General features: G+C 59.9%; 26 protein-coding genes and 1 pseudogene. 12 read left to right on the top strand and 15 right to left on the bottom strand.

What is annotated here, in order from left to right; translation table 11 throughout:
• Together BB029_RS33575 and BB029_RS32350 are read left to right on the top strand one after the other, a co-directional pair.
• On the top strand, window positions 1-192 hold a 192-nt coding region (locus BB029_RS33575; RefSeq protein WP_218188809.1), incomplete at its 5' end, for a hypothetical protein.
• 159 nt (window positions 193-351) lie between these two features.
• Window positions 352-3099, top strand: a complete 2748-nt coding sequence (locus BB029_RS32350; protein WP_083236454.1) for a pentapeptide repeat-containing protein — start codon at window positions 352-354, stop codon at window positions 3097-3099.
• 161 nt (window positions 3100-3260) lie between these two features.
• Here BB029_RS32350 and BB029_RS19455 read toward each other — a convergent pair whose 3' ends face one another.
• A complete protein-coding gene (locus tag BB029_RS19455) occupies window positions 3261-3599 on the bottom strand; it encodes a DUF6124 family protein (RefSeq protein ID WP_065940417.1) in 339 nt (112 codons plus the stop codon).
• 443 nt (window positions 3600-4042) lie between these two features.
• Window positions 4043-4978, bottom strand: coding sequence for an alpha/beta fold hydrolase (locus BB029_RS19450; RefSeq protein WP_065940416.1), 936 nt, complete (start codon window positions 4976-4978; stop codon window positions 4043-4045).
• Window positions 4979-5074: 96 nt separating this feature from the next.
• Here BB029_RS19450 and BB029_RS19445 point away from each other — a divergent pair, with 96 nt between their 5' ends.
• Together BB029_RS19445 and msrA are read left to right on the top strand one after the other, a co-directional pair.
• Window positions 5075-5656, top strand: a complete 582-nt coding sequence (locus BB029_RS19445) for an ABATE domain-containing protein (protein WP_065940415.1) — start codon at window positions 5075-5077, stop codon at window positions 5654-5656.
• A gap of 93 nt (window positions 5657-5749) precedes the next feature.
• On the top strand, window positions 5750-6256 hold the full coding sequence (gene msrA / locus BB029_RS19440) for a peptide-methionine (S)-S-oxide reductase MsrA (protein ID WP_065940414.1): 507 nt from the start codon (window positions 5750-5752) through the stop codon (window positions 6254-6256).
• A gap of 45 nt (window positions 6257-6301) precedes the next feature.
• Here the strand turns inward: msrA and BB029_RS19435 are convergent, their stop codons facing one another.
• From BB029_RS19435 to BB029_RS19420, 4 genes are all read right to left on the bottom strand, one after another.
• A complete protein-coding gene (locus BB029_RS19435) occupies window positions 6302-6748 on the bottom strand; it encodes a hypothetical protein (protein ID WP_065940413.1) in 447 nt (148 codons plus the stop codon).
• 99 nt (window positions 6749-6847) lie between these two features.
• A complete protein-coding gene (locus tag BB029_RS19430) occupies window positions 6848-7078 on the bottom strand; it encodes a hypothetical protein (protein ID WP_065940412.1) in 231 nt (76 codons plus the stop codon).
• Window positions 7079-7322: 244 nt separating this feature from the next.
• Window positions 7323-8648, bottom strand: a complete 1326-nt coding sequence (gene gudD / locus BB029_RS19425; protein WP_065940411.1) for a glucarate dehydratase — start codon at window positions 8646-8648, stop codon at window positions 7323-7325.
• A gap of 19 nt (window positions 8649-8667) precedes the next feature.
• A complete protein-coding gene (locus BB029_RS19420) occupies window positions 8668-10029 on the bottom strand; it encodes an MFS transporter (RefSeq protein ID WP_065940410.1) in 1362 nt (453 codons plus the stop codon).
• 338 nt (window positions 10030-10367) lie between these two features.
• On the opposite strand from BB029_RS19420, the gene BB029_RS19415 reads away from it, so the two are divergent.
• From BB029_RS19415 to BB029_RS19405, 3 genes are all read left to right on the top strand, one after another.
• Complete coding sequence (locus tag BB029_RS19415; RefSeq protein WP_065940409.1) at window positions 10368-11078, top strand: FadR/GntR family transcriptional regulator; 711 nt, start codon at window positions 10368-10370, stop codon at window positions 11076-11078.
• Between the two features lie 13 nt (window positions 11079-11091).
• Window positions 11092-11787: a tRNA (adenine(22)-N(1))-methyltransferase TrmK gene (locus BB029_RS19410; protein ID WP_065940408.1), complete on the top strand. Its 696-nt coding sequence runs from the start codon at window positions 11092-11094 to the stop codon at window positions 11785-11787.
• 311 nt (window positions 11788-12098) lie between these two features.
• Window positions 12099-14156: a methyl-accepting chemotaxis protein gene (locus tag BB029_RS19405; protein WP_065940407.1), complete on the top strand. Its 2058-nt coding sequence runs from the start codon at window positions 12099-12101 to the stop codon at window positions 14154-14156.
• Between the two features lie 153 nt (window positions 14157-14309).
• On the opposite strand, the gene BB029_RS19400 is transcribed toward BB029_RS19405, so the two are convergent.
• Complete coding sequence (locus BB029_RS19400) at window positions 14310-15431, bottom strand: lactonase family protein (RefSeq protein ID WP_065940406.1); 1122 nt, start codon at window positions 15429-15431, stop codon at window positions 14310-14312.
• A gap of 126 nt (window positions 15432-15557) precedes the next feature.
• Between BB029_RS19400 and BB029_RS19395 the strand changes: the two genes are divergently transcribed.
• The 3 genes from BB029_RS19395 (at window position 15558) to BB029_RS19385 (ending at window position 19332) form a co-directional block, all read left to right on the top strand.
• Window positions 15558-16466 (top strand): hypothetical protein, encoded by a 909-nt coding sequence (locus tag BB029_RS19395; RefSeq protein ID WP_065940405.1) that lies wholly within the window; start codon window positions 15558-15560, stop codon window positions 16464-16466.
• A gap of 536 nt (window positions 16467-17002) precedes the next feature.
• Window positions 17003-17461, top strand: coding sequence for a transposase (locus BB029_RS19390; RefSeq protein ID WP_065940404.1), 459 nt, complete (start codon window positions 17003-17005; stop codon window positions 17459-17461).
• Between the two features lie 131 nt (window positions 17462-17592).
• Window positions 17593-19332, top strand: coding sequence for an OPT family oligopeptide transporter (locus BB029_RS19385; protein WP_065940403.1), 1740 nt, complete (start codon window positions 17593-17595; stop codon window positions 19330-19332).
• A gap of 23 nt (window positions 19333-19355) precedes the next feature.
• Here BB029_RS19385 and BB029_RS19380 read toward each other — a convergent pair whose 3' ends face one another.
• The 3 genes from BB029_RS19380 to BB029_RS19370 form a co-directional block, all read right to left on the bottom strand.
• Window positions 19356-19982, bottom strand: a complete 627-nt coding sequence (locus tag BB029_RS19380) for a glutathione S-transferase family protein (protein ID WP_065925058.1) — start codon at window positions 19980-19982, stop codon at window positions 19356-19358.
• 99 nt (window positions 19983-20081) lie between these two features.
• Window positions 20082-21338, bottom strand: coding sequence for a hypothetical protein (locus BB029_RS19375; protein ID WP_065940402.1), 1257 nt, complete (start codon window positions 21336-21338; stop codon window positions 20082-20084).
• A gap of 162 nt (window positions 21339-21500) precedes the next feature.
• Window positions 21501-21881 carry a cupin domain-containing protein gene (locus BB029_RS19370; RefSeq protein ID WP_065940401.1) on the bottom strand — a complete coding sequence of 127 codons (381 nt, stop codon included), beginning with the start codon at window positions 21879-21881 and terminating at the stop codon, window positions 21501-21503.
• Between the two features lie 142 nt (window positions 21882-22023).
• On the opposite strand from BB029_RS19370, the gene BB029_RS19365 reads away from it, so the two are divergent.
• Window positions 22024-22746, top strand: coding sequence for a hypothetical protein (locus BB029_RS19365; RefSeq protein WP_065940400.1), 723 nt, complete (start codon window positions 22024-22026; stop codon window positions 22744-22746).
• A gap of 98 nt (window positions 22747-22844) precedes the next feature.
• Here BB029_RS19365 and BB029_RS19360 read toward each other — a convergent pair whose 3' ends face one another.
• The 3 genes and pseudogenes from BB029_RS19360 to BB029_RS19350 all read right to left on the bottom strand — a co-directional run.
• Window positions 22845-23216 carry a hypothetical protein gene (locus tag BB029_RS19360; protein WP_065940399.1) on the bottom strand — a complete coding sequence of 124 codons (372 nt, stop codon included), beginning with the start codon at window positions 23214-23216 and terminating at the stop codon, window positions 22845-22847.
• A gap of 60 nt (window positions 23217-23276) precedes the next feature.
• Window positions 23277-24230: a hypothetical protein gene (locus BB029_RS19355; protein WP_065940398.1), complete on the bottom strand. Its 954-nt coding sequence runs from the start codon at window positions 24228-24230 to the stop codon at window positions 23277-23279.
• A gap of 80 nt (window positions 24231-24310) precedes the next feature.
• A pseudogene (locus BB029_RS19350) lies at window positions 24311-24520 on the bottom strand (VOC family protein); the annotation flags it as partial.
• A 303-nt stretch (window positions 24521-24823) separates the two neighbouring features.
• On the opposite strand from BB029_RS19350, the gene BB029_RS19345 reads away from it, so the two are divergent.
• Window positions 24824-25057, top strand: a complete 234-nt coding sequence (locus tag BB029_RS19345) for a hypothetical protein (RefSeq protein ID WP_027604039.1) — start codon at window positions 24824-24826, stop codon at window positions 25055-25057.
• On the opposite strand, the gene BB029_RS19340 is transcribed toward BB029_RS19345, so the two are convergent.
• Window positions 25038-25274: a DUF6124 family protein gene (locus BB029_RS19340; protein WP_065940397.1), complete on the bottom strand. Its 237-nt coding sequence runs from the start codon at window positions 25272-25274 to the stop codon at window positions 25038-25040. The genes BB029_RS19345 and BB029_RS19340 overlap by 20 nt on opposite strands.
• Window positions 25275-25586: 312 nt before the next feature.
• The gene (gene chrA / locus BB029_RS19335; RefSeq protein WP_065940396.1) at window positions 25587-26795 is read right to left on the bottom strand and encodes a chromate efflux transporter; all 1209 of its coding nucleotides are present in this window, start codon (window positions 26793-26795) and stop codon (window positions 25587-25589) included.
• Between the last annotated feature and the right edge of the window lie 96 nt (window positions 26796-26891).

The raw sequence follows: 26891 nt of genomic DNA, 5'->3' as shown, positions 1-26891 counted from the left end.
GGGTGGGGGATGCGACGGATGGACGCGGGTGTTCTTAGGTTGGTGTTTATAGAGGGGGGCTTTCGGCCAATTGCGGCTACTTATGATCGGCAGCAATTGATTAGGCCATTCGGAGAGTCGACTGCAGTTGGAGTAATTGATCTCGTTGAACAACTTTTACCTGTGCAGGAAGGGATTTACGTCATTGGCTGAGTATACAACTGCTGTCATAGCATTCAGAAATGCGATTTTTGTAGTGGCTTTTTGATGCCTTGCGTGGCAATCTTGTACTGTTTTTTATTAAATCCTGATTAAAAATATTATCATACGATATTTTATAAAAATTATTTGGCGTGAAAAGGAATAAATAATATGCAAGGACTGGATTTGGACGCGTCGCTGAATGTATCAAAGCCAAAGTCTCTTCTAAATACTTCGCTGAAACTAGATGCCAAAGCATTGGCGGTATCGCTTGCAAAGGGAGTAGGACATGCTTTGCTTGGTAAGTTTGACGATTTAGCTGACGACGGTGTTGATGCAGCGTCTGCAATTGGATTTGAAAATAAAACTCCGGAACAACTTCTTTATCGATTGTTGCAGCGCTCTACATTGGCTGCGCTTTCGGGTCTTCTGCTCGATTCAAAAGATCAACTGCCAGAGCAATACGACTTTTCATCACTTGAGCCATTGCTTGAGGAAAAAATCCTTACATGCAAGGTGAATAACGATTTTTTCAAAAACCCGGTAAAATTCCAACTAATAAACTCTATTAAAGAAGCTATATTTGCTTGGCTTGTGGATGTTGGTGTCTCGCAGGCAAAATCGCACACAATCTCCTCGAGATTGCCTGGGTATTTTCCTCACGCCCTTCATAAAGAGTGGCAGTCTAACTCGGCAGTATATCAAGAAATTATTGCCTCCTTGAATTCTCCGTTTAGTTTATCCGTTGAGCGTGAGCTTTCTTGGAGGCTCTATGACGCCCAATTGCAACGTCGCTTAGAAGAGTCTGTTTTTGGCGAGCCGTTTGGTCTTAGGCAAATATATATACCACTTAATGCTTATTATGAGGAGTGTCCAGTAGCGACAGATATCTCAGATAATCACATGAGTAATCGTAAAATTGCTGTGCGACTTAATGAGGAACTCGATAGATGGTTGCTTACATCTAAAAAGGAGGATGCTGTTCGCGCGATAAGTGGAGGACCTGGTAGTGGGAAATCTTCCTTCTCAAAAATTTACGCAGCGCATGTATCAAAGCAAGGAAGGATTAAGGTTCTATTTATTCCACTGCATTACATTGATCCTTCGCGCGACTTTGCTGAAGAGGTTGGAAGGTTTTTGAGTGATGAGGGTATAATTAAAATTAACCCTCTGAAAAGGGAAGAACTCACTTCCGACCTTTTAATAATACTGGATGGTTTAGACGAACTTGCTAGTCAAGGCCGTGCAGCCGCTGAAACCGCGCGAGACTTTGTGCGCTCGGTGCAGTTGACTGTTGATCGGATTAACATGAATGGGTTGTGCGTTCGAGTTTTACTTAGTGGGCGTGAAGTGACAATACAAGGTTCTGAGAGTGAGTTGCGGCAAGTAAAGCAGGTTTTGACAGTTCTTCCTTATTATACTGACAACTCCGAAACGAGCCGAAGTCAGAGTGATTTTGAAGATCCAAAGTCGATTCTTTCTCAAGACCTTAGAGCGGATTGGTGGAGGAATTACGGTGGTTTGACGGGGCTAGGCTACAGTGGGCTTCCTGAAGATCTAAAACGCGCAGATCTTGATGAAATCACAGCGCAACCCTTATTGAACTACCTCTTGGCTCTAAGCTATTGCAGAGGGAAGCTAAATTTTTCTAAGGGTGTCAATCTCAATCAAATTTATGATGATTTGGTTGAGGCAATATATGAACGGGGATATGAGAATGGGCGGCGACATGGCCCGATAAAGCTTCTTAAAGAAGCTGATTTCTTCCTGATTCTTGAAGAAATAGGACTGGCTGCATGGCACGGTGACGGAAGAACGACGACCATTAGTGAAATTGAACACTACTGCGAGCTAGGTGGATTGAAGACGCAGCTTAATGTTTTTCAGGAAGGAGCGGAAGCAGGAATAACTTCGTTGCTAGCTGCCTTCTTCTTTAGGCAACATGGCTCACGTCCAAAAGGCGACCCAACCTTCATATTTACTCATAAGAGTTTTGGTGAGTATTTGACGGCGCGCCGACTCGTAAGGGCAATGCGAGAAATTGTAGAGGAAACTCATAGGCGGCAGGGAAGAGCGAGAGGTTGGGGGGAGGCAGAGGCATTGGCGTATTGGGTGGAAATGTGCGGTCCCGCTGCACTGTCTAAAAATATCCATGACTTTCTTCGATCGGAAGTAAAGCTCCAGACTCCGCTAGCTATTGACGCTATGCATAAATGTTTTGTTTCTCTATTTAACTATATTTTGGCAAATGGCATGCCAATGGAAAAAATTACTAAATTGGTGTCATTTCCCAAGGCATTGTTTCAGGCTCGAAATGCTGAAGAAGCTTTGTTTGCTGCGATGAATGCCTGTGCATTAGCATCTTCCCAAATAAGCGATATAGTTCACACTGATAAAACTGCTTTTGGAACATGGTTAAAACGCATTCAAGAGCAGAGGAGTGGCCCAGAGCATACCTTGGTCTTATCTTGCATGTCTTGGCTAAATCTATCCGGTCTTTCTTTAGATTTGGCAGATTTTTATGCGGCAGACATTTCCAATTCAAACTTTGAAGGTGCCAATGGCTTTAGAATTGTATTGGGAAGAGCGAATGGTACCAAAACAAATTTTAAAGGCGTGAGTTTTAATAACGCTTTTTTCTGTCTAGGAGACTTTGAAGGAGCCAATTTTGAAGGCGCTCGATTGCAAAAATCCAACTTTGACAATACTACTTGCACAGAAGCGAATTTTTCAGGGTCGAATCTGTCGGAATCAACATTTTATGAGGCAACTGTAATGGGGGCTATATTCGCAGGGGCCGATATTACTGGCGTTGAATTTGCTCTTGGTGAGCGGCCGCGATTCAAAAATATTAAAAAAAGAAATAAAACACGAAAGATAGCTATCGCAAATGATAGCTCCATAAGTATTGATGGTTGACTAGATTTTCACGATTTAGGTAATAGTTTAAAGCTTGGGCCTTTAGTTGCTTATCCGAAGGTTTTTTCTCAGTTATCAGTAAAGCGGGGTTAGACTACTATTTATTAATAGTGGTCTGACCCCTATTTCTTCTATTTCTGAAAAACGCAGCAGGTTAGCCGCTAGGTGAAGCCCCCCTCCCGCTCCATCAACTTATCCATCAGCAACACTCCCAACTCGCTGAGTTGGTGAATCGCCAACGCCACATCCCGCTGCTTCCCCGTCAGCTCATCCGACAGGTCCAGCAACAACGCAGTCACCGAAGAAAAAGTCTCATAGCTATTGGCAATCAGCACTTCACTGCTGGCATCGTCAGCAACGGTGAACAGCGTCGTCGAAGGTGGAGGAGGCGGCCCTGGCGGTTCGGCACCCGCGTTGAGATAGTGATCAATCGCACGATGCGCCGCCTGATTCAGTTTCAGGTCGGGGCCGTTCGGAGGGTTAGGCGTGACTTTGTACATGTGTGTTGTACCTGTTTTAGGGCCAACACCTTTTCGCTACTAAACAAGAGGGTGGCGGCTGTACGCAGGTTAGTAGACCGGGGAAACACACAAAGCCGGCGCGCCCGAGGGCGCCCTGCGCACAGCCACCATCAAGTACAGACAAGAACATCTGATCGATGAGGCTCATGCACTTTATGTTGTCACTCGGGCTACTAAACCCGATCACTGAGTTGTCAGCGACCGGGCCACCTTAGAGACGCTCACTCAAGCGCACAAGCCGGCGGATTCTGACGCAACTGTAGGTAACGGAGCAAGGCGCTGCAGCTTGCTGTAGGACATGTCCACAAGGTAGGCGCGAGCTGGCGTGCGAAGAATCTTGGAGCGCCGCGTGAAACCAGAGTCGCTGCGTTATCGTTGACGTTTTTCGCGAGCAAGCTCGCTCCTACATTGGGTTGCGTTGATCACTGGAGGTTCTTGTCCAGGAACGCCCGTATAACCGGAATGATCGCCTTCCCATGGGTTTCCAGCGCAAAGTGCCCGGTGTCATAAAAACGAATATCCGCCTTGGGGATATCGCGCTTCCACGCCTCGGCGCCGGCCGGCAGGAAGAACGGGTCGTTCTTTCCCCACACTGCGAGCAGCGGTGGCTGGTACTGGCGGAAGTAGGACTGGAAGGCCGGGTACATCGCGACGTTGGAGGCGTAGTCCAGCACCAGGTCGAGCTGGATGTCGGCATTGCCCGGGCGGGATATTTGCAGCCCTTCCAGCGTGTAGCCATCGGGTGACACCGAGCTTTTGTCGGCCACGCCTTCCAGGTACTGCCACTTGATCGAGGCGGGGGTGGGGAAGTCGTGCAGGGCCTCACGGTTTTGTTGGGTCGGGGCGTGCCAGTAGCGTTGGATGGGGGCCCAGCCAGCGCCCAGGCCTTCTTCGTAGGCGTTGCCGTTTTGGGAAATGATCGCGGTCACTCGCTCCGGATGGGCGACGGCCATGCGCCAGCCTACGGGGGCGCCGTAGTCGTGGACCATCAGTGCGTATTTATCGAGTTTGAGCTGTTCGGTGAACTGGCCGATGGTCTTCGCCAGTTGGCTGAAGGTGTAGGCGTATTCGCCGCGCGGCGGGGCTTCGGTGAAGCCAAATGCCGGCAGGTCCGGCGCGATGACGTGGTAGCGGTCGGCAAGCTCGGGCATGAGTTCGCGGAACATAAAGGATGAGGCGGCGAAGCCGTGCAGCAGCAACACGGTCGGCGCGCTGGGGTCGCCCGCCTCGCGGTAGAACACCTTTACGTCGCCGACCTGCTCGTAGCGGTAATGCACTGTGTTGTCTGCATGGGCTGCGCCGCTGATCAACAAGGAGGCGGTGAGCCCGGCTGCGGCCATGGTGTTGGATGAGGTCATGATATGGCTTCCTGTGTAACCGTTAAAGTTGATATTTGAAGGTTATGCCTGGATTTGGTAACCTGTCAAACATATTTTATTGGTTACAGGCTGCCCATGAATCCGAACAGCACTGCTTCAGGCGCACTTTTTCTGGCTGACAACCTTGCCCTCGATTTCATCAACTCCGAGTACGGGGTGGGTGATCAGCGCCATGACTGCTTCGTCGATGATCACAGTGTTATGAGCTGGCTGACCCAAGCGGGGCTGTTGCCCGAGCAGGTTGACCCGAAGGCGCCGAGTGGGCTGCTGGCCCTCGCTCGTTCGCTTCGCGCGAGTTCAAGGGCGGTGGTGAATGCGGCAATGACAGGCGTTCCCGTCGATCTCGCGGTGATCAACCAGGTGCTTGAAGCGGGGCGCCCGGTGAGCAGGCTGGAATGGGCGCAGGAGCAGAAGGCATTTCAGCTTGCCACGCATCCTCGGGACAGCAGCCCGGCCAGCCTGCTTGGGCCGGTGGCCGAGTCGTTGGTGGGCTTGGTCACGAACGATAAGTTTGAATTCGTCCGCCAGTGCGAGGCCCACGACTGCGTGCTGCTGTTCCATGACCTGAGCAAGTCGCACCGCCGTCGCTGGTGCAGCATGGCGACCTGCGGCAACCGGATGAAGGTGGCGGCGTTTCGTTCCAGGAATAAACCTTGAGTCGATAGGGGGCAGTTTTTCTTTGATTGAACTTGGTATTGCCCAGCATTGCCCCATAACTACCCCTGTCTCCATTAACCGCAAGGACAGACCATGACCAACCCAACCGAAACCGCCATCCTCGCCGGCGGCTGCTTCTGGGGCATGCAGGACCTGTTGCGACGCTACCCCGGCGTGCTGCAGACGCGCGTCGGCTATACCGGTGGCGATGTGCCGAATGCCACCTACCGCAACCATGGCAACCATGCCGAAGCGATTGAGATCGTGTTTGACCCGGCGGTGATTTCCTACCGGCAGATCCTTGAGTTCTTTTTCCAGATCCATGACCCCAGCACGCCGAATCGGCAGGGCAATGATCTGGGGCCAAGCTATCGCTCGGCGATTTACTACCTGAGCGAGCAGCAACGGGCGATTGCCGAAGATACCGCGGCTGACGTGGATGCCTCCACGCTGTGGCCGGGGCCTGTGGTCACGGAAATTGAGCCTGCCAGGGAGTTTTGGCAGGCGGAGCCGGAGCATCAGGATTATCTGGAGCGGATACCCAACGGCTATACCTGCCACTTCATCCGGCCGAACTGGAAGTTGCCCAAGCGGGCGTGAGCAGTCGCGGCGGTTCGAGCGAGTCGGTTGAAGGGGGCCCGCTCATTAGCCATTACAGCTCTGCTTGTTGATTTCGAACCGTCCAACCTCTTTTACGTGTTTGCTGCCGAATATGTAAATGAAGGTGCCACCCAATGAAATGATGGACTGGTCCCTTGGCATTTGCGCGGCGCAGACAGCCTGGGTGATGCTTGATTTCATCACGCCCAAGTCAACGTCCTCGGGATGGGTATCGTAATCGACCAACGTGTAATAGAACTTGAGGGCGTGACTGTTGGCCGCTTCCGCGCGAACGAAGGTTAGATGCTCGTCGATCTTTCGATTCCCGGGCGTCGTTCGTGCGGTCACGATGATGAGGTCGCTGAGGAAGCTGGGTTTGCTGGGCTGGGGTGTTTCCTGGAAGGCCTGTATGACTAAAACCCCAACCAGGCTCAAAAACAGTAACCCCCATGCCGAATACACAAACGCCTTTTTGGTTTTTGCTGTTGCCATGCCCTGGTTTCCTTGCGTTTGAGGCCCGCAGTGGCGGCGCGACTGTCTCACAGACTCAGTGGTGCGTTCCGATACCAAGGCAGGAACCCGCGAAATTGATCAGACGTGCACCGTTGGTGGCGTGAGGTCGGTTTCTTGCGCTTCGGGCGCGTCAGCAAGTTGTATGGCCGACAGCGCTTTCAGCTTGAAATAGGGGCCTGTGAAGCGTGTGCCTCCATCCAGTGTGGCGAGCGTGATCCGCTCTGAATCGCACCGATGGAATGGGGTGAACATACGTTTCTTGGGGGAGTAAACGCCTTCCTGCGTCTCGGAATACTTCAAGGCAAGCATCGCGTTACCCCTCCTGGGTTGAGTTTTCCTGATCGAGAACGGCTCGCATTTTACGCAAAGTGAAGCGGCTGTGCAGGACGTTTTCTTTGGGCTTCATCTCTATCGTTTGCCGCCTCAGCTTGCCCCCGATGGCGGAGTGTCAGTCGATACATGGCTGGCAAACACACCGCAATCGGGAGCAAGCCCCCTCCCACATTGGATTGATGGTGTTCTGGAGGCCGAGCCGCCCCCAGAACCCAGCGCTTCAGCGCACCAGGCAAGGCTGCTTGTTGTTATAACGCCACCCCGGAATCAGGAACTGCATCGCCACGCTGTCATCCCGTGCGCCGAGGCCCATGCCTTTGTACAGTTCGTGGGCCTTGGCCACGGCGTCCATGTCGATGTCCACGCCCAGGCCGGGCTTGGCCGGCACTTTCACATAGCCGTCTTCGATTTTCAGCGGTTCGCGGGTCAGGCGTTGGCCGTCCTGCCAGATCCAGTGGGTGTCGATGGCGGTGATGTCGCCCGGGGCGGCGGCGGCCACTTGGGTGAACATGGCCAGGGAAATATCGAAGTGGTTGTTGGAGTGCGAGCCCCAGGTCAGGCCCCACTCATGGCACATCTGCGCCACGCGCACCGAGCCTTGCAGGGTCCAGAAGTGCGGGTCGGCCAAGGGGATGTCCACCGATTGCAGTTGGATCGCGTGGCCCATTTCGCGCCAGTCGGTGGCGATCATGTTGGTGGCGGTTTTCAGGCCCGTGGCGCGGCGGAATTCGGCCATGACTTCGCGCCCCGAGTAACCGTTTTCGGCGCCGCATGGGTCTTCGGCGTAGGCGAGCACGTGGTGCTGGTCGCGGCACAGGCGGATGGCTTCTTTCAATGACCAGGCGCCGTTGGGGTCGAGGGTGATGCGCGCATCGGGGAAGCGTTCGGCCAGGGCGGTGACGGCTTCGATCTCTGCGTCGCCGCTCAATACGCCGCCCTTGAGCTTGAAGTCGTTGAAGCCGTACTTGGCCTTGGCGGCTTCGGCCAGGCGCACCACGGCCTCGCTGGTCAGGGCGGTTTCATGGCGCAGGCGGAACCACGCATCGTCGCTATCGGCCTCGTTGCGGTAAGCCAGGTCGGTGGCGCTGCGGTCGCCGACATAGAACAGGTAGCCGAGCATTTTCACCGCATCACGCTGCTGGCCTTCGCCGAGCAGGGCGGCCACCGGCACTTCGAGGAACTGGCCCAGCAGGTCGAGCAGGGCGGCTTCCATGGCGGTGACGGCATGGATGGTGATGCGCAGGTCAAAGGTTTGCAGGCCACGGCCCGCCGAATCCCGTGAGGCAAAGGTGCTGCGCATCTGGTTGAGGACGCGCTGGTACTGGCCGATGGGTTGGCCGATCACCAGGCTGCGCGCGTCTTCCAGGGTTTCGCGGATGCGTTCGCCACCGGGTACTTCACCGACGCCGGTGTTGCCGCTGCTGTCCTTGAGAATCACGATATTGCGTGTGAAGTAAGGGCCGTGGGCGCCGCTGAGGTTGAGCAGCATGCTGTCGTGACCGGCCACCGGGATGACCTGGAAGTGGGTGATGACGGGAGTATTCATGGCGAATTCCTAAAGAGGCTCAGAGAGATTTGCTGATGGCAGCGCCGGTGGGCATGGCGCCCGGCGAGGCCAATGCGGCAGCGGGCGAGGTCTTGGCGAAGAACACCAGGATTGCGGCGAGCACCGAGGTGCCGGCCAGGCCGTAGAGGCCGCCCTGGATCGAGCCGGTGGTCTGCTCCAGGAAGCCAAAGGTGGTCGGCGCAACGAAGCCACCCAGGTTGCCGATGGAGTTGATCAAGGCAATCACGGCTGCGGCGATGCGCACGTCCAGGTAGCCCTGTGGGATGGGCCAGAACAGCGAAGACGCCGACTTGAACCCAATGGCCGCAAAGCAGATCGCCACGAACGCGAAGATCGGCCCACCGGTGGTGGACATGAACATGCCAGCTGCGGCAATCAACAGCGCAGCCGCGACCCAGGCCTGCTGGAACTTGAATTTGCCCGACAGCGTCGCGAAGGCGTACATGGCGATGATCGAGATCAGCCACGGGATCGAGTTGAAGAAACCCACCTGCACATCGCTCAGGTCACCCATCTTCTTGATGATGCTCGGCAGCCAGAACGTCGCCGCGTAGATCGTCAGTTGAATGCAGAAGTACAGGGCGCAGAACAGCAGGATCTGACGGTCCCTGAGCAGCTTGCCGAGGGTCGGCTTGACGCTGGTCAGGGCTTCACGCTCGCGCTGTTCCTGGTCGATGGCGTTGACCAGCGCATCCTGTTCTTCGCGGGTCATCCATTTGGCGTCGTGGGGCTTGGAATCGAGCCAGAACCACACAAAGAAACCGATCACCACCGAGGCCAGGCCTTCGATGGCGAACATCCATTGCCAGCCGTGGAAGCCGAACCCTTCGATCTGCAGCAGCGCGCCTGACAGCGGGCCGGAGATCAGCGAGGCCACCGCCGAGCCGCTGAGGAAAATCGCAATGGCCTTGCCGCGCTCAACTCCCGGCAGCCAGCGCGTGAAGTAGTAGATCACCCCAGGGAAGAAGCCGGCTTCGGCCACGCCCAGCAGGAAGCGCAGGATGTAGAAGTGGGTTTCGTTCTGGATGAACGCCATCAGCGTGGCGACGATGCCCCAGGTGAACATGATGCGGGTCAGCCAGATGCGCGCGCCGACCTTTTGCAGCAGCATGTTGGAGGGCACTTCAAAGAGCGCGTAGCCGATGAAGAACAGCCCGGCACCGAAGCCATAGGCGGCAGCGCCGATGCCCAGGTCATGTTCCATGTGCGTGCGCACAAAGCCGATATTGACCCGGTCGATGTAGTTGAGGATGAACATGATCACGAACAGTGGGAGCACATGGCCCTTCACTTTGCTCACGGCGCGCGCGAGGACCGGATCACTTTCTGGTGCGGCAGATGCATGGCTTGAATTGTTCACAATTCAAAACTCCCCCTGATTGTTTTTATGCGGGTTTGCGTGTCTTGTTGATAGACATCATACAAGTGAGTTTCTGAGGTTCGCAATGCGGTCGTGAGTGATTTGTTCTTATAAGATCGTAGGGTTATCGGGTATTTTGGTTATTTGCTTAATGTTTATTGGGTTTTTTGGCGCGTTGAAGAGCGCTGGCTGTCGCGAGTTCTTCATGGTGACGATGATGAGATAAGGCAGGGCTAAGATTGGTTGTCATACAAGTCGGCTGACTTTTGAATCAACGCCGCCTCGTGCCCGATCGGGATGTTAAGCTCCCTCCAGCCCAACCCCGTGGACCCGCAACGATGCCCATTGACAGTGGACCTCCCGTCCGTAGACGCTCCAACAACCTGGCCCAAGGCGTGCTCGACGCCCTGACCCAGCGCATCCTGCTTGGGCAGTTGAAGCCCGGTGAAAAACTGCCGTCCGAATCCACCATCGTGCTCGAGCATGGGGTGAGCCGGACTGTGGTGCGCGAGGCCCTGTCCAAGCTGCAAGCCTCGGGGCTGGTGGAGACGCGCCATGGCATCGGCACCTTTGTGCTGGCGCAACAGGCCCAGCGAGGCTTGCGCCTGCATGTGGACACCGTCGCCAGCGTGCGCAACATGCTCGAGCTGCGCCTGGGCCTGGAAGTGCAGGCGGTGGCGCTGGCCGCTGTGCGCAGGTCCGACACGCAGCTGGCCCACATGCGCGCCGCTCTCGACGACTACCAGGCCTCGCTGGCCAATAACGACAGCTGCGTGGAAGAGGACAAGCGTTTTCACCAGTTGATCGCCGAAGCCACCGGCAACACGTTCTTCACCGAGATCATGCAGCACCTGGGCAATGCGATGATTCCGCGTACCCAGGTGAAGGGCGCCGAGCGCGGCGGGGCGGACTTTGCCAAGCTCGGGCAACTGGCGAACCTGGAGCATGAGGCGATCTTCAACGCGATCAAGCGCCAGGACCCGGATGCCGCAAGGGCGGCGATGGTGTTGCATCTGACCAACAGCCGGGATCGATTTTCCGGCGAATAAAAAGGAACGCAGGTTGAACGAACACACCTTGTCCATGCGCCTGGAGCGTGTGGCCGCGCAGGTGCCGATGGGCGCGCGGCTGGCCGATATCGGCTCGGACCACGCCTACCTGCCGGTGGCCTTGATGCGCCGTGGCGTGATTGAGGCGGCGGTGGCGGGCGAGGTGGCGAGCACGCCGTTCCACGCGGCGCAGCGCACCGTGCGCGAGAATGGCCTGGAGCAGCACGTCACGGTGCGCCTGGCCGATGGGTTGGCGGCGATAGAGCCGGCGGACGCGATCACCGCGATCAGCGTCTGCGGCATGGGCGGCGAGACGATCCGCGACATCCTCGACAGCGGCAAGGCCCACCTCAGCGGCCGCGAACGTCTGATCCTGCAACCCAACGGCGGCGAACAGCCGTTGCGCTACTGGTTGATGAGCAACGGCTACCGCATCCTCAGTGAGGAGCTGCTGCACGAAAACCGCTTCTACTATGAAATCATCATGGCCGAGCGCGCCGAACCCGTGGTGTACAGCGCTGAGGAGCTGTACTTCGGCCCCATGCACCTGCAGGCCCGCAGCCCGGCGTTCCTCGCCAAGTGGCAGCGTGCGTTGCGCCTGAAAAAGGCCGCCTTGGCGGGCTTTGACCAGGCTCGGCAACGGGTGCCGCAGGCGAAGGCGCAAGCCATCGCCCAGCAGGTCCAGTGGATTACCCGACTGCTGGCGTAAATAGGCCGCCGGACTCCCTTCAAGTTCTCCCCATGGGCGGCCGATAGGCTGTGGTGATTGAGGGCGTTTCAGTGCGCGCCTCGGGTGGTCGTCTCCGCAGGTGACGATGCCTGTGTCGCAACTGGGTGCTTTCGCCCCATTTTCGAGCACGCCTCGGGCCGTATTGGCGCGTCGCGTGCCCTGTTTCAGGGCTGTGCAGCAGCGGCCCGTATCTTGCTAGTGCCAACCTAATCAATGACATGGCATTTTGCCGTTAGTCATTTCAAGGCTTCGCCTGCCGTCTAACGCGTGGGTTGTTTTTGGGAGTGGACATGCACAGCCTTTTATCACCCGGTATCCGCCTGCTCGGACGTTTCGGCTTCGCACGTAAGTTCCAGATCCTGTTCTTCCTGTTCATGCTGCCCCTGGCGGGCAGCCTGTGGATGATCGGCCAGGACTATCGCGACAAATTAAGCGTGATTTCCAACGAACAGTCCGGCGTTCGCCAGCTGTTGGCCCTGGATGCACTGGACGGCCAGTTGACGGCGCAACGTAACCTGGCGGCGCGCTGGAAGGCGGCGGACATCCTGCACGCCCCGACACCGGAAGCGAAGGCGGCGATGGATAACGTCGATGCCAATTTCCCGCTGATCCTGCAAAGCCTGCAAGCCCTCGGCGAGGCGTTGAAAACCCAGAACGCCAGCGCTGATGTCCTGGCCCGCTTCGAAGCGTTGCAGGGCACCGTCAAGGGCATGGATTCGTCATCGCTGCGCACCGTCGGGTGGTGGCCGGACGGCTACGACCGCTTCACCACCGCGCTGACGGCGATGCAGGCGCTGCGCGAACAGATCGCCCTGGACGCCGGGCTGATCCTCGACCCGTGGCTGGAAACCTACATGCTCATGCAGATGGGCACCCAGCACGCGCCCGACCTGATCGAGCGCATCGGTCGCATGGCCAGCGTGGGGCAGTCGTCCATTTCTTCGGGGCAGTTCACCCTGCAGAGCCGTTTGCAGATGCGCGACTTGCGCAGCCGCATCGGCGATGCGCGCGACCAGTTGACCAAGGCCGCCTCTTCGCTCAAGGCCAAGCAGTTCGCGGGCATGGAACCCTGGACCGGACAGTACGACAACAGCCTGCAAGTGCTGGATAACGAACTCAAGGTGCTCGACGACGGCGTGTTTGGCGGCACCATCAAGCTCGACACCGCCGCCTTCGACCGCAGTGTCGACGCCATGCTCGGCAGCCTCGGCGCGCTGCGCAAGCAGTCGTTGACCTCTCTGGACGCGCGCCTGAGCTATTACCACGACCGTTCACTCAAGCAATTCATCCCGATGGCGGCGACATTCAGCCTGTTGGCCCTGGCGGCGCTGTACCTGTTCATGTGCCTGCAAGCCTCCATCCGCCGCAGTGCCAGCGGCATCACCACGTTGGCCGAGTCCCTGCGCGACGGCAACCTGTGCGTGGAAGTGGCGGTGGAAGGGCGCGACGAACTCGCGGCGATCAGCACCGCGCTGAACGTCGCGGTGGTGCAATTGCGCACCAGCCTGCTCGGCGTCAATCACGAAACCCAGCAGCTCGGCTCGGCGGTGCTTACCCTGAACTCGCAATCGGGCAGCACCCTCAGCGAAGTCGAAGACCAGCAGCACCAGATCAGCCAGATCGCCGCCGCTGCCACGCAGTTGGCCGCCACGTCCATGGGCGTCGCGCGCAGCTGCGAACAGGCCTCGGGCAGTGCCCAGCAGACCCGGCGCATCGCCGAAGACAGCAGCCGCGACAGCCAGCGCACCACCGCCAGCATCCAGCAGCTCAACCAGCGCCTGACCGACACCTCGGACGCCTTGCAGCAGGTCAGCCAGCAAGGCCAGCAGATTCAATCGGTGGTCGACACCATTCGCGGCATCGCCGAGCAGACCAACCTGCTGGCGCTCAACGCAGCCATCGAAGCCGCACGCGCAGGCGAGCAGGGCCGGGGCTTTGCGGTGGTCGCCGATGAAGTGCGCAGCCTGTCGCAACGCACCCAGGCCTCGACGGCGCAGATCGCCGGCACCGTCGACAGCCTGCGCGCCACCGTGAGCCAGGCGGTGACGCTGATGGGCGCCGCGTGCGAGCAGGCGTTGACCGATGCCGAGTCCGTCACCGGCCTGGGCACGCGCCTGGGCGAGATTGCCGGCGCGGTGCAGAACGTCACCGACACCCTGGCGCAAATCGCCACGGCGGTGGAGGAGCAGGCGGCGACGGCGGATGAGGTGAGCGGCAATATCCAGCAAGTCGACCAGGCCGCCGGGCGCCTGCTGGACGGCGCCCGCGCGGTAAACCGTGCGGCGGACACCTTGAGCAAGGGCAGCCAGGCGTTGAGTGATAACACCGCACGGTTTCGCCTGAGCTGAGGCCTGTACACCCTCAAGATCCAACCCTGTGGGGGTGTAGAGCCGTAGACATCGTTTACATCTGAAACCGGGGACATCGTTTACACATTTGAGGCCTGGACGCGGGTCATACCTCGGCCAAGCCTCCCCAAGGGATAATCACACAGGTTCAGGTCAGTTGGCCGAGGTATGCAGCACCTCAATCCACAGCGCCCCCTTGCCCGACGCCGCTTCCCCCACCCGCTTCAACGCACCGTTGGCGCTGACTGCATAGGTGCCGACCTTGTCGCTTTTCTCACCGGTCACCAGCAGCCAATGCCCGTTGGGGGAGAACGCGATATTGCGCGGCTGCTTCTCCTCGACCGGGTAGTTGTCGACATAGCGCAGGCCGCCCGTGGTCGTATCCACCGCAAACGCCGACACCGAACTGCTGGTGCGCTCGCTCATCAGCAACAGCCTGCCGTCCGGCGACAGGCGCAGGTCGGCCGCCCAGATGCGTGGTGTCGGGTCGTCTTTCAGGTCATTGTTGCGCGCGTCACGCACTTCACCATGGGCCAGTTTCAAACGCTCGGGAATGCCATTGGCCACGCCGATCTGCGTCAGCGCGCCGGTGCTGTCATCGATGGCAAATGCGGTGACGGTGCCGCTCATTTCACCGACCACATACAGGTACTTGCCGTTGGCCGAAAACGCCAGGTGCCGAGGCCCGGTATTGGCCGGCACGCTCACGAAGCCGCTGCCGATCGGGGTGAGTGCGCCGGTGGTGGCGTCGAAGCGGTATTGCAGCACATGGTCCGTGCCCAGGTTGCCGGCGTAGGCAAAGCGATTGCTGGGGTCGGTGCGCAGCGAGTGGGCATGCAGGCCGGTTTTGTAGGTGCGGATGGGGTCGGGCTTGTCGATGGGCTGGACGCTGAGGGTGTCGGCACCGTAGGACGCCGCGAGCAAATAGCGCCCGGCGCGATCAGTGGCCAGGTACGCCATGCTTTCGGCCAGTGGCGCCTTGGACTGCGGCGTCAGGCGGCCGGTTGTCGGGTCGATGCTGAAGCCCTGGACCTGAAATGGCTTGACCCGCAGGGCCGCGAACAAGGTCTTGCCGTCGGGACTGAGGGCCATGGGGTTGACCTGGTCGCCGGCCGTCACTTGCTCGACCAGGCTCAGGGCGCCATTGCTTTCGTCGAGGCGGTACTGGGAAATCAGCCCGTCGCCGGGGCTGGAGATATACGCAAACGTGGCGGCGTGGGCGTGGGCACTGAAGCCGCAGACAACGGCGGCGGCCAGGAGCAGGGGTTTGTTCACGGGTGGTCCTTTATTGTTATGGGCGTGATCGGTCATCGTATGACTGTGGGCGGGTCTCGGCAATGATTGTTTTATCGGTGCTCGGGGCGCTGTATCTCTGCCCGCGCCAAGGGCATGATGCGCTGCATGAATAACAACCCCGTGGCACTTTACTGGCGCTTCAAGGCCCCCGATCCCGGCATCGGCCCGCGCGAACAGGCACCCATGCTCGCCCAGGAGCAGGCCTGGGCACGTGAGCATGCAGCCGGGCATCACTTCAGTTGGATCGAAGTGCTGCTGCCGCCGCTGTGCTTTGGTGTGTTCCTGCCCAGCCTGGTGTTCATGCTGGGCGTGTGGCTGTACGGGGCCGCGTTTGCGCCAGGGCTGGACGTGGACCGTGTCATCGGCGACACGTTTGCCTGGCAGGTATTGGCGGCGGTGGTCTTTACGGCGGCCTGGGGGCTGCGCAACTACCTGCGTGATACCCGCGATCCCATCAAGCGCTACTGGCAGGCCATGCCGGACCAGGGCGTGGTCGAGCTGGAGCGCCACAGGCTGGTGTCGGGCACCAGCCTGTGGGCCTCGGACTACGATCCCGACTGCAACGCCCTGATGCAATGGAAAAACGGCCAGCTCGAACGCACCCAGAGCAGCGGGGTGTCGCAGTGGATCGTCGCCAAGACCACGGCGGGCCACTGGCTGGTATTCAAGGACGAATACCCCGGTGACTTCACGTACAACCGAGTCGGCCGCATGCCGGCACCGGACAAACAACTGCAACCCTGCCAGGACCTGGCCTTTACCTTCGCCCCCGGCACCAACCTGATGCTGGGCCGACGTTTCGACGGCGAACCGCTGCCCTTGCTGGACACCGGGTATTGGCTGGCGGCCGATGAGCTCAAGCGCCTTACCGCAATCGCCCATCACTGGGCGTTTTTCCCGCCAGACCGCTATGGCGTGGTCAATGCCCGGAACGCGCCGTGGGTGCAGCAACTGTTGGACAAGGCACAAGCCGATGGCGAGGTGGCCGGGAGAAAGGGTTTTACGCACGCTTAGTGGTGAGCGGGCTTTTTGTGGTGAGCGGACTTCTGTGGTGAGCGGGCTTGCCCCGCGCCGGGCCGCGAAGCGGCCCCATCAAGAACACCGCGCTTTTCCAGGTAAATCCTGATAACAGCTTTTGGGGCCGCTTCGCAGCCCAGCGCGGGGCAAGCCCGCTCACCACAAAAAGCCAGGTCACTCCAGGCTGGATACATTCAGTCACCCGATGACAGGTTTTCTGTAATGGGATGATCTTCTGTGATGGGGCGCCCGCGTAGTGGTGAACGGACTTTTTGTGATGAGCGGACTTCTGTGGTGAGCGGGCTTGCCCCGCGCCGGGCCGCGAAGCGGCCCCATCAAGAGCACCACGTTTTTCCAGGTAAATCCTGATAACAGCTTTTGGGGCCGCTTCGCAGCCCAGCGCGGGGCAAGCCCGCTCACCACAAAAGCCAGGTCACTCCAGGCGGATACATTCAGTCACCCGATGACACTGGCTCGCCAGCTACGGCGCGCTAGTGTTAATGCTCTTCAGGACGGTCCCCAGGAGCAACGGAATGCGCCCCACACCCCAATCCCATCGCCTGCGTCACGGCCGTTACTCTGAATACGGACGCAGTTACCTCATTACCGTTGTCGTGCATCACCGTCAGCGCCTATTCACCGACCTTTATCTGGGTCGTCTGCTGGTGGCCGAATTCCGGCAGGTTCATGAGCTGGGATTGGTCGACTCTCTGGCCTGGGTGATCATGCCTGACCACATTCACTGGTTGTTTGAGCTGAAGCAGAAGACCTTGCCCGACGTGGTGCGGCGTATGAAGTCGCGTAGCACGCTGACCATCAACCGGCGTCGTCAAAGCAAGGAGCGTGTCTGGCAACCCGGTTATCACGATAGGGCTGTCCGCGCGGAGGATGATGTTCGCAAGATGGCTCGCTACATCATTGCCAACCCTTTGCGGGCCGGGTTGGTGGCGCAGGTAGGGGATTATTCGTTATGGGATGCTGCATGGCTCTGATTGAGTAATTGATGGCGTGGAGGTTGAAGCCCGCTCACCACAAAAAGGCGCCCGCTTGCCGCATAGGAACCTTCAGGCCTTGAGGGGCTCACTTGTTATGTCGCCCTGTTCCCCTGCCGAAAGGAATCCGCATGCATGCCACCTCATCAACGGTCCCCCTTCATCCCCCCGTCGAACGCGAACTGAGCCTGCGCGCGGTCATCACCGGCACGATGCTCGGTATCCTGCTGACCCCTTCGAACGTGTATGCCGGGTTGAAGATCGGCTGGTCGTTCAACATGTCGATCATTGCCCTGCTGGTGGGGTATGCGATCTGGCAGGGCCTGGCCAAGCGCTCGTCCGAGCAACTGCCGTGGACGCTGCATGAGAGCAATATCAACCAGACCGTCGCCTCGGCCGCCGCTTCGATCATTTCCGGTGGGCTGGTGGCGCCGATCCCGGCCTATACCCTGCTGACCGGCAACCAGCTGGATGCGCTGCCGATGATCGCCTGGGTGTTCTCGGTGAGTTTCCTGGGCATCTGGATCGCCTGGTACCTGCGGCCTTCGTTGCTCAATGACAAGGCGCTGAAGTTTCCCGAAGGCATGGCCACCCTGGAAACCCTGCTGCATATCTACAACCATGGGCGCGAAGCGGCGACGCGCTTGAAGGTGCTGCTCAGCGCGGCGTTGCTGTCCGGGCTGGTGAAGTGGGTGGACACCTTTGTGTGGGCCTTCCCGCGTTGGTCGCCATCCGCCCAACTGGAGCGCCTGACCTTCACCGCCGACCCCTCGCTGTTGCTCCTGGGGTTTGGCGGCATTATCGGCATTCGCGTCGGCCTGACCCTGCTGCTCGGCGCCTTGCTCGCCTGGGGCGGCCTGGGCCCGTGGTTGCTGGCGCAAGGCCTGGTGAGCTTGCCGGCCGGCAGCAGCGGCCCGCAATTTGCGGCGTTGGTGGAGTGGTTGCTGTGGCCGGGAGTGAGCCTGATGGTGTGCTCAACCTTGGCGTCGCTGACGATTCGTCTGTGGGCGTTATACACCTCGACCAAGTCCGCCGGCGGGCAAGCCTGGAGCGTACCCAAACCGGGGCCGGCCGCTGGTTTTGTGCTGTCGATCGTATTGGTGGTAAGCCTGCAGGTGCTGTTGTTCGGCATCAACCTGTGGATGGCGTTGCTGACCATTCCCCTGGCGATCTGCCTGGCGGCCGTCGCCGCCCGCGTGGTGGGCGCCACCGGTATTCCGCCGATTGGCGCCATCGGGCAGTTGTCCCAGCTGAGCTTCGGCATCGTCGCGCCGGGGCAGGTGCCGATCAACCTGATGAGCGCCAACACCGCCGGCGGCTCGGCGGGGCAGTGCACCGACCTGATGAACGACTTCAAGGTCGGCAAGGCCATTGGTGCCACGCCGCACAAGCAAGTGATCGCCCAGATCCTGGGGATTTTCATTGGCAGCATCGTCGGGGTGTTTGCGTACCTGGCGCTGATTCCTGATCCGCAATCGATGTTGCTAACCGAGGAATGGCCGGCGCCGGCGGTCGCGACCTGGAAAGCCGTGGCGCAAACCCTCACCCATGGGCTGGATTCATTGTCGGCGAGCATTCGCTGGGCGATCGGTATCGCAGGGCTGGCCGGGGTGTTGCTGGGCGTACTCGACAGCCTGTTGCCCGCCCATCGCGCCCGCTACCTGCCCAGTGCCGCCGCGTTGGGGCTGGCGTTTGTGCTGCCAGCTTCGGTGTCGCTGATGATGGCCCTGGGGGCGGTGCTCACCTGGCTGGTGAGCTGCCGCTGGCCGAGCCTCACCGAGCGGTTTGCGATTACCGCAGCGGCGGGGTTGATTGCGGGAGAGAGCATCACCGGCGTGGGCGCTTCGCTGTGGCAGATGGCGGCGCCTTAGCCTCTGCGTAGAGGGCAAGCTACTCACTTGGCAAACGCATACTCCCCACCCTGTTCCAGCGCCTGGCGATAAGCCGGGCGTGCCTGGAACCGCTGCACCCACGCCGCCAGGTGCGGGTACGCCGCCAGCTTGCCCTGGGCCTTGGCGATTTCGCCGATAAAGCTCATCTGGATGTCCGCGCCGCTCACGTCATCCCCCAGCAGATACGGCGTGTGTGCCAGCGCCTCGTTGAGGTAACCGAGGTAATTGGCCACTTCCGATTCGATACGCGGATGCAGCGGTGCACCGGCATCGCCCAGGCGCCCCACATACAGGTTAAGCATCAGCGGCAGCATGGCCGAGCCTTCGGCGAAGTGCAGCCATTGCACGTACTGGTCGTAGGCGGCGGTGGCCGGGTCCGGCTGCAGGCGACCGTCGCCATGGCGGCGGATCAGGTAGTCGACGATGGCGCCGGACTCGATCACCACGTTGGCGCCGTCTTCGATCACCGGGGATTTACCCAGCGCATTGATCGCCTTGAGTTCCGGCGGCGCAAGGTTGGTTTTCGGGTCGCGCTGGTAGCGCTTGATCTCGTACGGCAGGCCAAGCTCTTCCAGCAGCCACAGAATGCGCTGCGAACGTGAGTTGTTGAGGTGATGGACAATGATCATGGGAACTCCGCGGGGCATGGGGTGTGTAGGAACAGACTGCTGCGGCAACGTAGAGTGCCCTGAATCAGCGGGATGTTTGCTTGGCAAACGTCCCTTCGATCAACGCACCACCTCGAACGCCGTGTATTCATACGCCGAGCGCATTTTGCTCGAGGTCGTTGCCAGCGTCACGGCAATGCCCAGGTCTTCGATAAATGCGCGCGAGGTTTTGTAGTCGCCTTGCTCGCACTCCAGCTTGATGGCGTCGCCGGTCAACGAGGCAAACACCTGTCGCGCCGGGAAGCGCTGGCCGACCTTGCAGCTCACAAAGGTCTCGAGCGGGGTATCGGTCGGTTTGCCGGGCACGTTCGCCATGTGCAGGTTGGCGCTCAGCGTCTGGCCAGGCGTCCAACTGCTCGGAATACTCAGCTCGGCTTCGCGGGTCAGCAGCACCTGGCCGTCGCCCACGCCGTTCATCTTCGACTTCAACTGGATCAGGTCCGCCTGCACCAGGCGCTCGACATGGAAGGTGTCGCTGTAGATCTCGTTCTTGTTCAGCAAGCCACCCACCGCCGTGAAGGTCACCGAGGTGGGGGTGTCGTTGCTGCCATCGCTTTTTTTCGACAGGTAGGTGTAGTTCAACGTCTTGAACTTCGGCTGTAGCAGGGCCGAGTCGAGGCGCTGGAGCACGCTGGCGGGGACGGCGACGTCGTTGATGCTTGGTTCCACGATAGTGCGCGGGTAGTCCACCGGTTGGATGTCTGGACGCGACCAGGCCAGCAGCGCCGCATCGACACCACCCTGCAACGAACAACTGATGCGCGATTGCGTGCCGTCGCTGCCCTCGGGCTCGACCAGCAGCACGCGCTCGACTTCGCGGGTGCCCGGCGCGGTGCCGGGCCGTGGCTTGATGGCCTGCCAGCGGTCGCCGACCTTGAGCTCGCTGCGGATGTAGGCGCCGTCGCCTTTTTGCAGGCGAGCCGGTTGGTCGAGCAGCGGGGCAAGGCGTTGGGCAACCTCGTCGATGTTGCCTTGCACAACAAAGCCCCAGTAATAGTAGAGCCCCAGGTTGCCGAGGTCGGTGGCCTCGTCGGCGTACGACAACAGCTTCAAGCCGGCGATGGGCGGCGTGCTGACCGGCACCGCGTTGGCCTTGCGGTCCGCGCGGTTGACCACCGCGATCCACGCGAAGTCTTTGTCCTGCTTGAGCGGTGCGTAGGCCTGCCAGGCGTCGCGGTGGCTGTTCAGGCGGCTGAAGAACGTCGCGTCGCAGCGGGTGAAGGCCTTGAGCGTGTCGGTCAGCGCGGCGTCGTCGGCGTGGGCGATGGAAGGCAGCAGCGCAGAGGCGAGGAGGAGGGCGGCGGTGGGCAACTTCATCGAGGGGATGTCCGTATCGGGAGCGGGAACTGGGCATTATCCAGAAATTACCCGCCAAAGGCTCGGTTCAATGACGGAGAGTATCTACACACCTTTGACGGCTGCCACCGCTCACTACAAAAGCCTCGCGCTGTAAGGCTATGGGTTCACCCGCGCCACTTTTCAGATCCACAGATCATTCGTGGCCGTACGTTCGCCGCCTTCATGGCCGGTATTCAAGATGCCCCGCGGTTCGATCATCATCAGCTTCACCTCACCTTCGGCGGCGGTCCGATGTTCAACGCCACGCGGGACCACATACAGCTCGCCCGCCGCCACGTACACCGGGCCTTCCGGCAGATCGATACGCAGCGTCCCTTCGAGCACCAGGAACGCTTCGTCGGTTTCCGGGTGCGAGTGCCAGATGAACTCGCCTTCGATACGCACCACCTTGAACTGGTAGTCGTTCATTTCGGCGACGACCCTGGGGCTCCACTGCGCGTCGATGAGCGATGCCTTTTGCGCGAGGTTTACCGGTTGTGCCGAGTGCTGTGACGTAGCCATGATCCATCCTCTGGTAGGTAAGACGGCCAGATTATCGAGGCCACGGGGCGCCTGGCTTGTACGATCCTGCAGGTTGGTCGTCTAAAGCTCGACCCTTTACCGTCGATAACCTGTATGAACCCGCCAATCATGGACCGATTAAATGGCTCTTTCCGTCAGCGCGGCCTATCTCCCGCCAGCCAACGTCAGCCTCGCACCTTCCGAGCAGAAACTCCTGGCCCAGCCACTGACGGCCGCCGCGAAAGACGCGTTGGCCAACGCCGCCCCGGCGGCCGTCTACCATCCCAGTGGATCAGCCAGCTCCCCCTTGGAACCGCTGGAGGCGGTCGACACCTGGGTCGGTCGTACCCAGTCGCGAGACTTTCCTCGCCGCGCTGAAATCTTCAACGGGGCGTTCAGTACGCTGAAGGCTTCCTTCAAGTCATTCGAGTCAGCGCTGTCGACCACCGCTCCCGACTTGGCCGGCAAAAAATACGGCTTCACCGTCGAAGCCGATGGCCGCCTGAAAGTGCTGGATTCGGCCAGCCAGCTCAGCCGCTCGGATACCCAGCGGCTGACGGATTTGCTCAATCAATCCCCTGGTCTGAAAACCGCAGCCGTTGCCTACCGGAATGCCGCCATCGACATGGTGGACGCCGATTCCGTCTGGTCGGGCCTGGGCTATTACAGCCTGACCAACGAAAACTTCGCCAAGACCCTTGATCTGGCGCCTCTACTCACGGATCACGACCCGTCGGACATCAAGGGGGCCAAGGACCGGACTTTTATCCAACAACTGCAATACAAAGGCGAGCGGGCGACGCAAGCGACGGAAGCGGCGATGTATGAGCGGCGTGGAATACAGCGGTTCAGTACGCAGGCGTGACCTGCCTGGTGGGGTAAAAATGCAGCCGTGCAGCGACCATCGCGAAAGCCCGCAGAAGCCCTGCCCATTGGTACAACCGGCGCCAGGAAGATGCGCACTCACACCTTGGCCGTATGCACCTTGGCCAGGCGCACGCGCCAATCGCCGTCATGGCGCAGGCGGCATTCTTCCTCGGAGTCGAAGTGTACGCAGCGCTCCATGGGCGCGCCGTGCACGTCCGCATCGTTGAGTGCAGCGGCGGTCAGCTCACGCATGCGTGGTTCTGCCCCAGTCGAGAGGGCGTGCTCCTTGCTGGCGCGGCTGTCGAACACCCAGATCACCCGCAGGCTTTGGGGGAAGGCGCTGTAGTCGACGGTGTGGGTCAGCCAATCGAAGCCGGGGATTTCAGTCTTGGCGGTTTCGCAGGCGTTGGTGAGGGCGGCGATGAGGCGGCGGTCGAGGCGAGCGGTTTCGCGATGGGTCAGGGGCATGGAGAGTCTGCAGGGGCCAAACGCCGGAGAATAGCAGCGTGCGCAAGGGGGTGGCAGTACTCATCTGGGATTGGCTTTCAGCCGGCCCAGTATCGCCGTGCGCAGGCAACCCCAGGCGATCAACCCGATAATCAGCACCTCGGCGATGCCGACAAGCAGGTTGAATGAAAAAACCATCGGTTGCTCAGCCCAGTAAAAACTTGTCGACCCCGTTCGAAGCCCGCTGACCCGCAGCCGTCCGGTCAACAGCGCACGCATCAATGCGATCACGTGAGTCAACTCCAGCACCGCCAGGAACGCACCCAGCAGAGTGAGCAGGGCGCGGGCGGGAAGGCCGAGTTTCTCGCTCGATTCGTGTGAAGAGGTGAGCTCTTTCGCCTTCGGCTTGACCCCCTTCGCCGCTCTGGCGCGGGCGGGAGCGGGCCTGTAGGCGGCGGTCGCCCTGGCCGCCGAATCGACCACGACCTCGGTGGGTACCGGCACGTTCAGGTAGTCGGCCAGCTCACGCAGCCACCTGTCGGTGCGTTGACTGCCCGGCACCACCGGCACGTTGTCGGTGGTCAAACGCTGCTCGCTGCCATCGCGCATCACCAGCCACAGCTGGGTATAGACTGGCTCGGCCTGTGGGCGGCGGCGAAGTTCGAGGGCATGGGGGGCATTGATGCTGAACACCGACTGCACCCGTTCGCGGCGGCCGAAAAAATTACGGGTGCGGCGCGTGCCTTCACCGTTGTGCCGCGATAACAGCAAGGTTTCGCGGGTGCCGGTGTACACCATCAGCAGCAGGCCAAGGGCAGGAATCAGCAGCAGGCCGAGCACGATCAGCAGCGAGGACAGTGGGTCCAGGTCTGCCAGTGGCGAGTGTTCAGCGCTGAACCCAAACACGACGAAGGCCAGCGGCAGGATGAAGGCCATTGCGCCGGTCAGCAGCACGAATGCGCTTTGCACCCGATTGCGCGAGTGGATGTGCAGGTCACCCTGGGCGGTGCGCTCGAAGCGATGGCCGATCAACATGCAGCTCTCCTGGTGCGCCGTTTTTAAGATTGCTCGAAAGTCTGTGACAGGCGGCGCATGTCGCAGCGCCGGATAGCTTACGGCTTGGTCAACGGCGCAGCCAGCCATTGACCCGCACCCGAATCAACCTGCTCAAGCATGACTTGAGCACCCTTCAAATCAAGGTATGCAAATCCATCTTCCAGGCGTTGATAAGCTACTTTAAAGCCCAGACGAGAAACCCAAAAAGCCAAGCTGCTATCCAGGTTGGTGACCATTAACTCCGGTACCAGTTTGTTACGTTCGAACATGAGATGACTTCCATTTCAAAAGGCTCGTTTTTGCGAACGGGCAGGTTTTTCGCCGTTGGCTTCATACCGCGACGGGAACGTGGCGAGCGCGATGATGTACCGTCGGGTGCGAATTATCGAGTCGCGTCGAGTGACAACATAATGGCCCAGAGTTTTTTACACACTCTGGGCCGGTTAGCGACCGTTGCTCTCGGGAGCATCCGCTTCTGGTCGAAAGCCCCCCCTTTCTAAGCCAACCGGTCTACCATGCCACCCCCGGCAGTGGTTGCACGCGCTACCGACTCAACTTTTAAAGGTATCGCAATGTCCATCGACCAAATCTCCCTCCCCAAAGGCGTAGGCCCTCACGCCGCCAAGCTTCTCGACGCCATCACCGGCGCCGCCACCCATGAAGAACTCAACCGCGCTGGCGGCAAGGCTGAAGGTTTTGTGCTTGGTCTGGAATCCACCAAAGCCATCAAGAGCCAAATCGCCGAGTCGTTGTATGTGGCCTACGACGATGCGGCGAGTAATCGTTCTAGTGAATTGAAGGGCTAGGCATTAACCGGAGCAGGGCGCTTCGCACGCCCAGCTCGCTCAGTTGGTGGATAGCGAGGGCGATGTCGCGGTGTTTGCCGGACAGGTCTTCGGACAAGTCGAGCAGCAGTATGCTGACTGAGGCGAAGGTTTCGTAGCTGTTGGTGATGAGGGTTTCGTTGCTGGCGTCGGGAGCGACACTGAAGAGAGCGGTTGAATCAGGTTTGACTTGAGACATAACGATATCCAGATGTGGGCCGTCACCTCGTCGCTACTAAACAAAAAGGTGGCAGCTGTACGCAGGTTAGTAGACCGGTGGATATCAAAGCCGGCGCGCCCGAAGGCGCCCTACGCACAGCCACCATCAAGCACAGACGCAATGTCTGACTGATGACGCTCATGCACTTTTTGATACCCAACTCAGGCTACTAAACCCGATCACCGAGAGATTCAGCGACCGAGCCACCTTAGAGACGGCCATCCCAGCGCACAAGCCGGCGGATTCTGACGCAAGCGTAGGCAAGGGAGCAAGGCACGGTGGCTACGCGGCTCACACCGTAAGACTTAATAACCATCCCGCCGCGCCGCTTCCTACAACCACCAGCCACGGTGGCAGTTTCCACACCATCAGCGCCACCAGGCCAATCAGCGCCAGGGCGACGTCCTGGGCGGTGAAGATGGCGCTGGTCCACACCGGTTGGTACAGCGCCGCCAGCAACAGGCCGACCACCGCCGCGTTCACACCCGCCAGCGCGGCTTGGGTGCGCGGGCTGCGGCGCAGGCTTTCCCAGAAGGGCAGTGCGCCCAGCACCAGTAAAAACGACGGTGTGAAGATCGCCAGCAGGCAGAGCAGGCCACCGAGCCAGCCGTTCGGCGCTTGGGTCATCGAGGCGCCGAGGAAGGCGGCGAAGGTGAACAACGGGCCGGGCATGGCTTGGGCAGCGCCGTAGCCGGCGAGGAATACATCGTTGCTCACCCAGTGGCGGGGCACGACTTCGGCCTGCAGCAAGGGCAGCACCACGTGGCCGCCGCCGAATACCAGCGCGCCGGTGCGGTAGAAGGCGTCGGTCACGGCCAGGGTTGGGTTGGGCAGCCACTGGGCGAGAATCGGCAGACTGGCCAGCAACAGCACAAACAACGACAGCCATAGCGCCCCGGCGCCACGGCTGATGGTCACGGGCAGGGCGTCGTGCGCGGTGGGCGGTGTGGGCTTGAACAGCAGCAGGCCGGCCATGCCCGCGATGAGGATCACGCCGACCTGACCCCACGCCGATGTTTGCAGCAGGGCCACGCAGGCGGCGAGCAGCATCACGGCCACGCGCGGGGCGTCGGTGCACAGGTTGCGCGCCATGCCCCACACGGCCTGGGCGACCACGGCGACGGCCACCACTTTAAGGCCATGCAACGCGCCGGGCGGGATGGCGGTGCTGTGCCGGGTGATGCCCAAGGCCAACAGGATCAACACCACGGCGGACGGCAGGGTAAACCCGAGCCACGCCGCCAATGCGCCGCCGTACCCCGCGCGCGACAGGCCTAGGGCGATGCCGACCTGGCTGCTGGCGGGGCCGGGCAGGAATTGGCAGAGCGCGACCAAATCCGCGTAACTGCGCTCGCTCAGCCAGCGCCGCCGGGTCACGAACGCGTCCCGGAAATAACCCAGGTGCGCAATCGGGCCGCCAAAGGAGGTAAGGCCCAGGCGCAGGAAAATCAGGAACACCGACCAGGGGCTTTCGCGGTGATCTGCGGGGGAGTGGGCCAAGGCGGGCGATCTCGGTGAGGGCAGGGCATCGCGGCACCTTAGCGAATTTTGATGACGTGAAGAAGCGGCGCCAGCGCTCAATGTTGTACCGTTGCT

The sequence above is a fragment of the Pseudomonas sp. S3E12 genome (assembly GCF_001702295.1).
GTDB lineage: Bacteria > Pseudomonadota > Gammaproteobacteria > Pseudomonadales > Pseudomonadaceae > Aquipseudomonas > Aquipseudomonas marginalis.
This window is presented reverse-complemented; position numbering and strand designations above follow the sequence as displayed.

Bases quoted from the DNA above. Each gene is read 5' to 3' on its own strand.
- BB029_RS32350 (WP_083236454.1), top strand. From the start codon at position 352: ATGCAAGGACTGGATTTGGACGCGTCGCTGAATGTATCAAAGCCAAAG.
- BB029_RS19455 (WP_065940417.1), bottom strand. From the start codon at position 3,599: ATGTACAAAGTCACGCCTAACCCTCCGAACGGCCCCGACCTGAAACTG.
- BB029_RS19450 (WP_065940416.1), bottom strand. From the start codon at position 4,978: ATGACCTCATCCAACACCATGGCCGCAGCCGGGCTCACCGCCTCCTTG.
- BB029_RS19445 (WP_065940415.1), top strand. From the start codon at position 5,075: ATGAATCCGAACAGCACTGCTTCAGGCGCACTTTTTCTGGCTGACAAC.
- msrA (WP_065940414.1), top strand. From the start codon at position 5,750: ATGACCAACCCAACCGAAACCGCCATCCTCGCCGGCGGCTGCTTCTGG.
- BB029_RS19435 (WP_065940413.1), bottom strand. From the start codon at position 6,748: ATGGCAACAGCAAAAACCAAAAAGGCGTTTGTGTATTCGGCATGGGGG.
- BB029_RS19430 (WP_065940412.1), bottom strand. From the start codon at position 7,078: ATGCTTGCCTTGAAGTATTCCGAGACGCAGGAAGGCGTTTACTCCCCC.
- gudD (WP_065940411.1), bottom strand. From the start codon at position 8,648: ATGAATACTCCCGTCATCACCCACTTCCAGGTCATCCCGGTGGCCGGT.
- BB029_RS19415 (WP_065940409.1), top strand. From the start codon at position 10,368: ATGCCCATTGACAGTGGACCTCCCGTCCGTAGACGCTCCAACAACCTG.
- BB029_RS19405 (WP_065940407.1), top strand. From the start codon at position 12,099: ATGCACAGCCTTTTATCACCCGGTATCCGCCTGCTCGGACGTTTCGGC.
- BB029_RS19395 (WP_065940405.1), top strand. From the start codon at position 15,558: ATGAATAACAACCCCGTGGCACTTTACTGGCGCTTCAAGGCCCCCGAT.
- BB029_RS19390 (WP_065940404.1), top strand. From the start codon at position 17,003: ATGCGCCCCACACCCCAATCCCATCGCCTGCGTCACGGCCGTTACTCT.
- BB029_RS19385 (WP_065940403.1), top strand. From the start codon at position 17,593: ATGCATGCCACCTCATCAACGGTCCCCCTTCATCCCCCCGTCGAACGC.
- BB029_RS19380 (WP_065925058.1), bottom strand. From the start codon at position 19,982: ATGATCATTGTCCATCACCTCAACAACTCACGTTCGCAGCGCATTCTG.
- BB029_RS19375 (WP_065940402.1), bottom strand. From the start codon at position 21,338: ATGAAGTTGCCCACCGCCGCCCTCCTCCTCGCCTCTGCGCTGCTGCCT.
- BB029_RS19370 (WP_065940401.1), bottom strand. From the start codon at position 21,881: ATGGCTACGTCACAGCACTCGGCACAACCGGTAAACCTCGCGCAAAAG.
- BB029_RS19365 (WP_065940400.1), top strand. From the start codon at position 22,024: ATGGCTCTTTCCGTCAGCGCGGCCTATCTCCCGCCAGCCAACGTCAGC.
- BB029_RS19360 (WP_065940399.1), bottom strand. From the start codon at position 23,216: ATGCCCCTGACCCATCGCGAAACCGCTCGCCTCGACCGCCGCCTCATC.
- BB029_RS19355 (WP_065940398.1), bottom strand. From the start codon at position 24,230: ATGTTGATCGGCCATCGCTTCGAGCGCACCGCCCAGGGTGACCTGCAC.
- BB029_RS19345 (WP_027604039.1), top strand. From the start codon at position 24,824: ATGTCCATCGACCAAATCTCCCTCCCCAAAGGCGTAGGCCCTCACGCC.
- BB029_RS19340 (WP_065940397.1), bottom strand. From the start codon at position 25,274: ATGTCTCAAGTCAAACCTGATTCAACCGCTCTCTTCAGTGTCGCTCCC.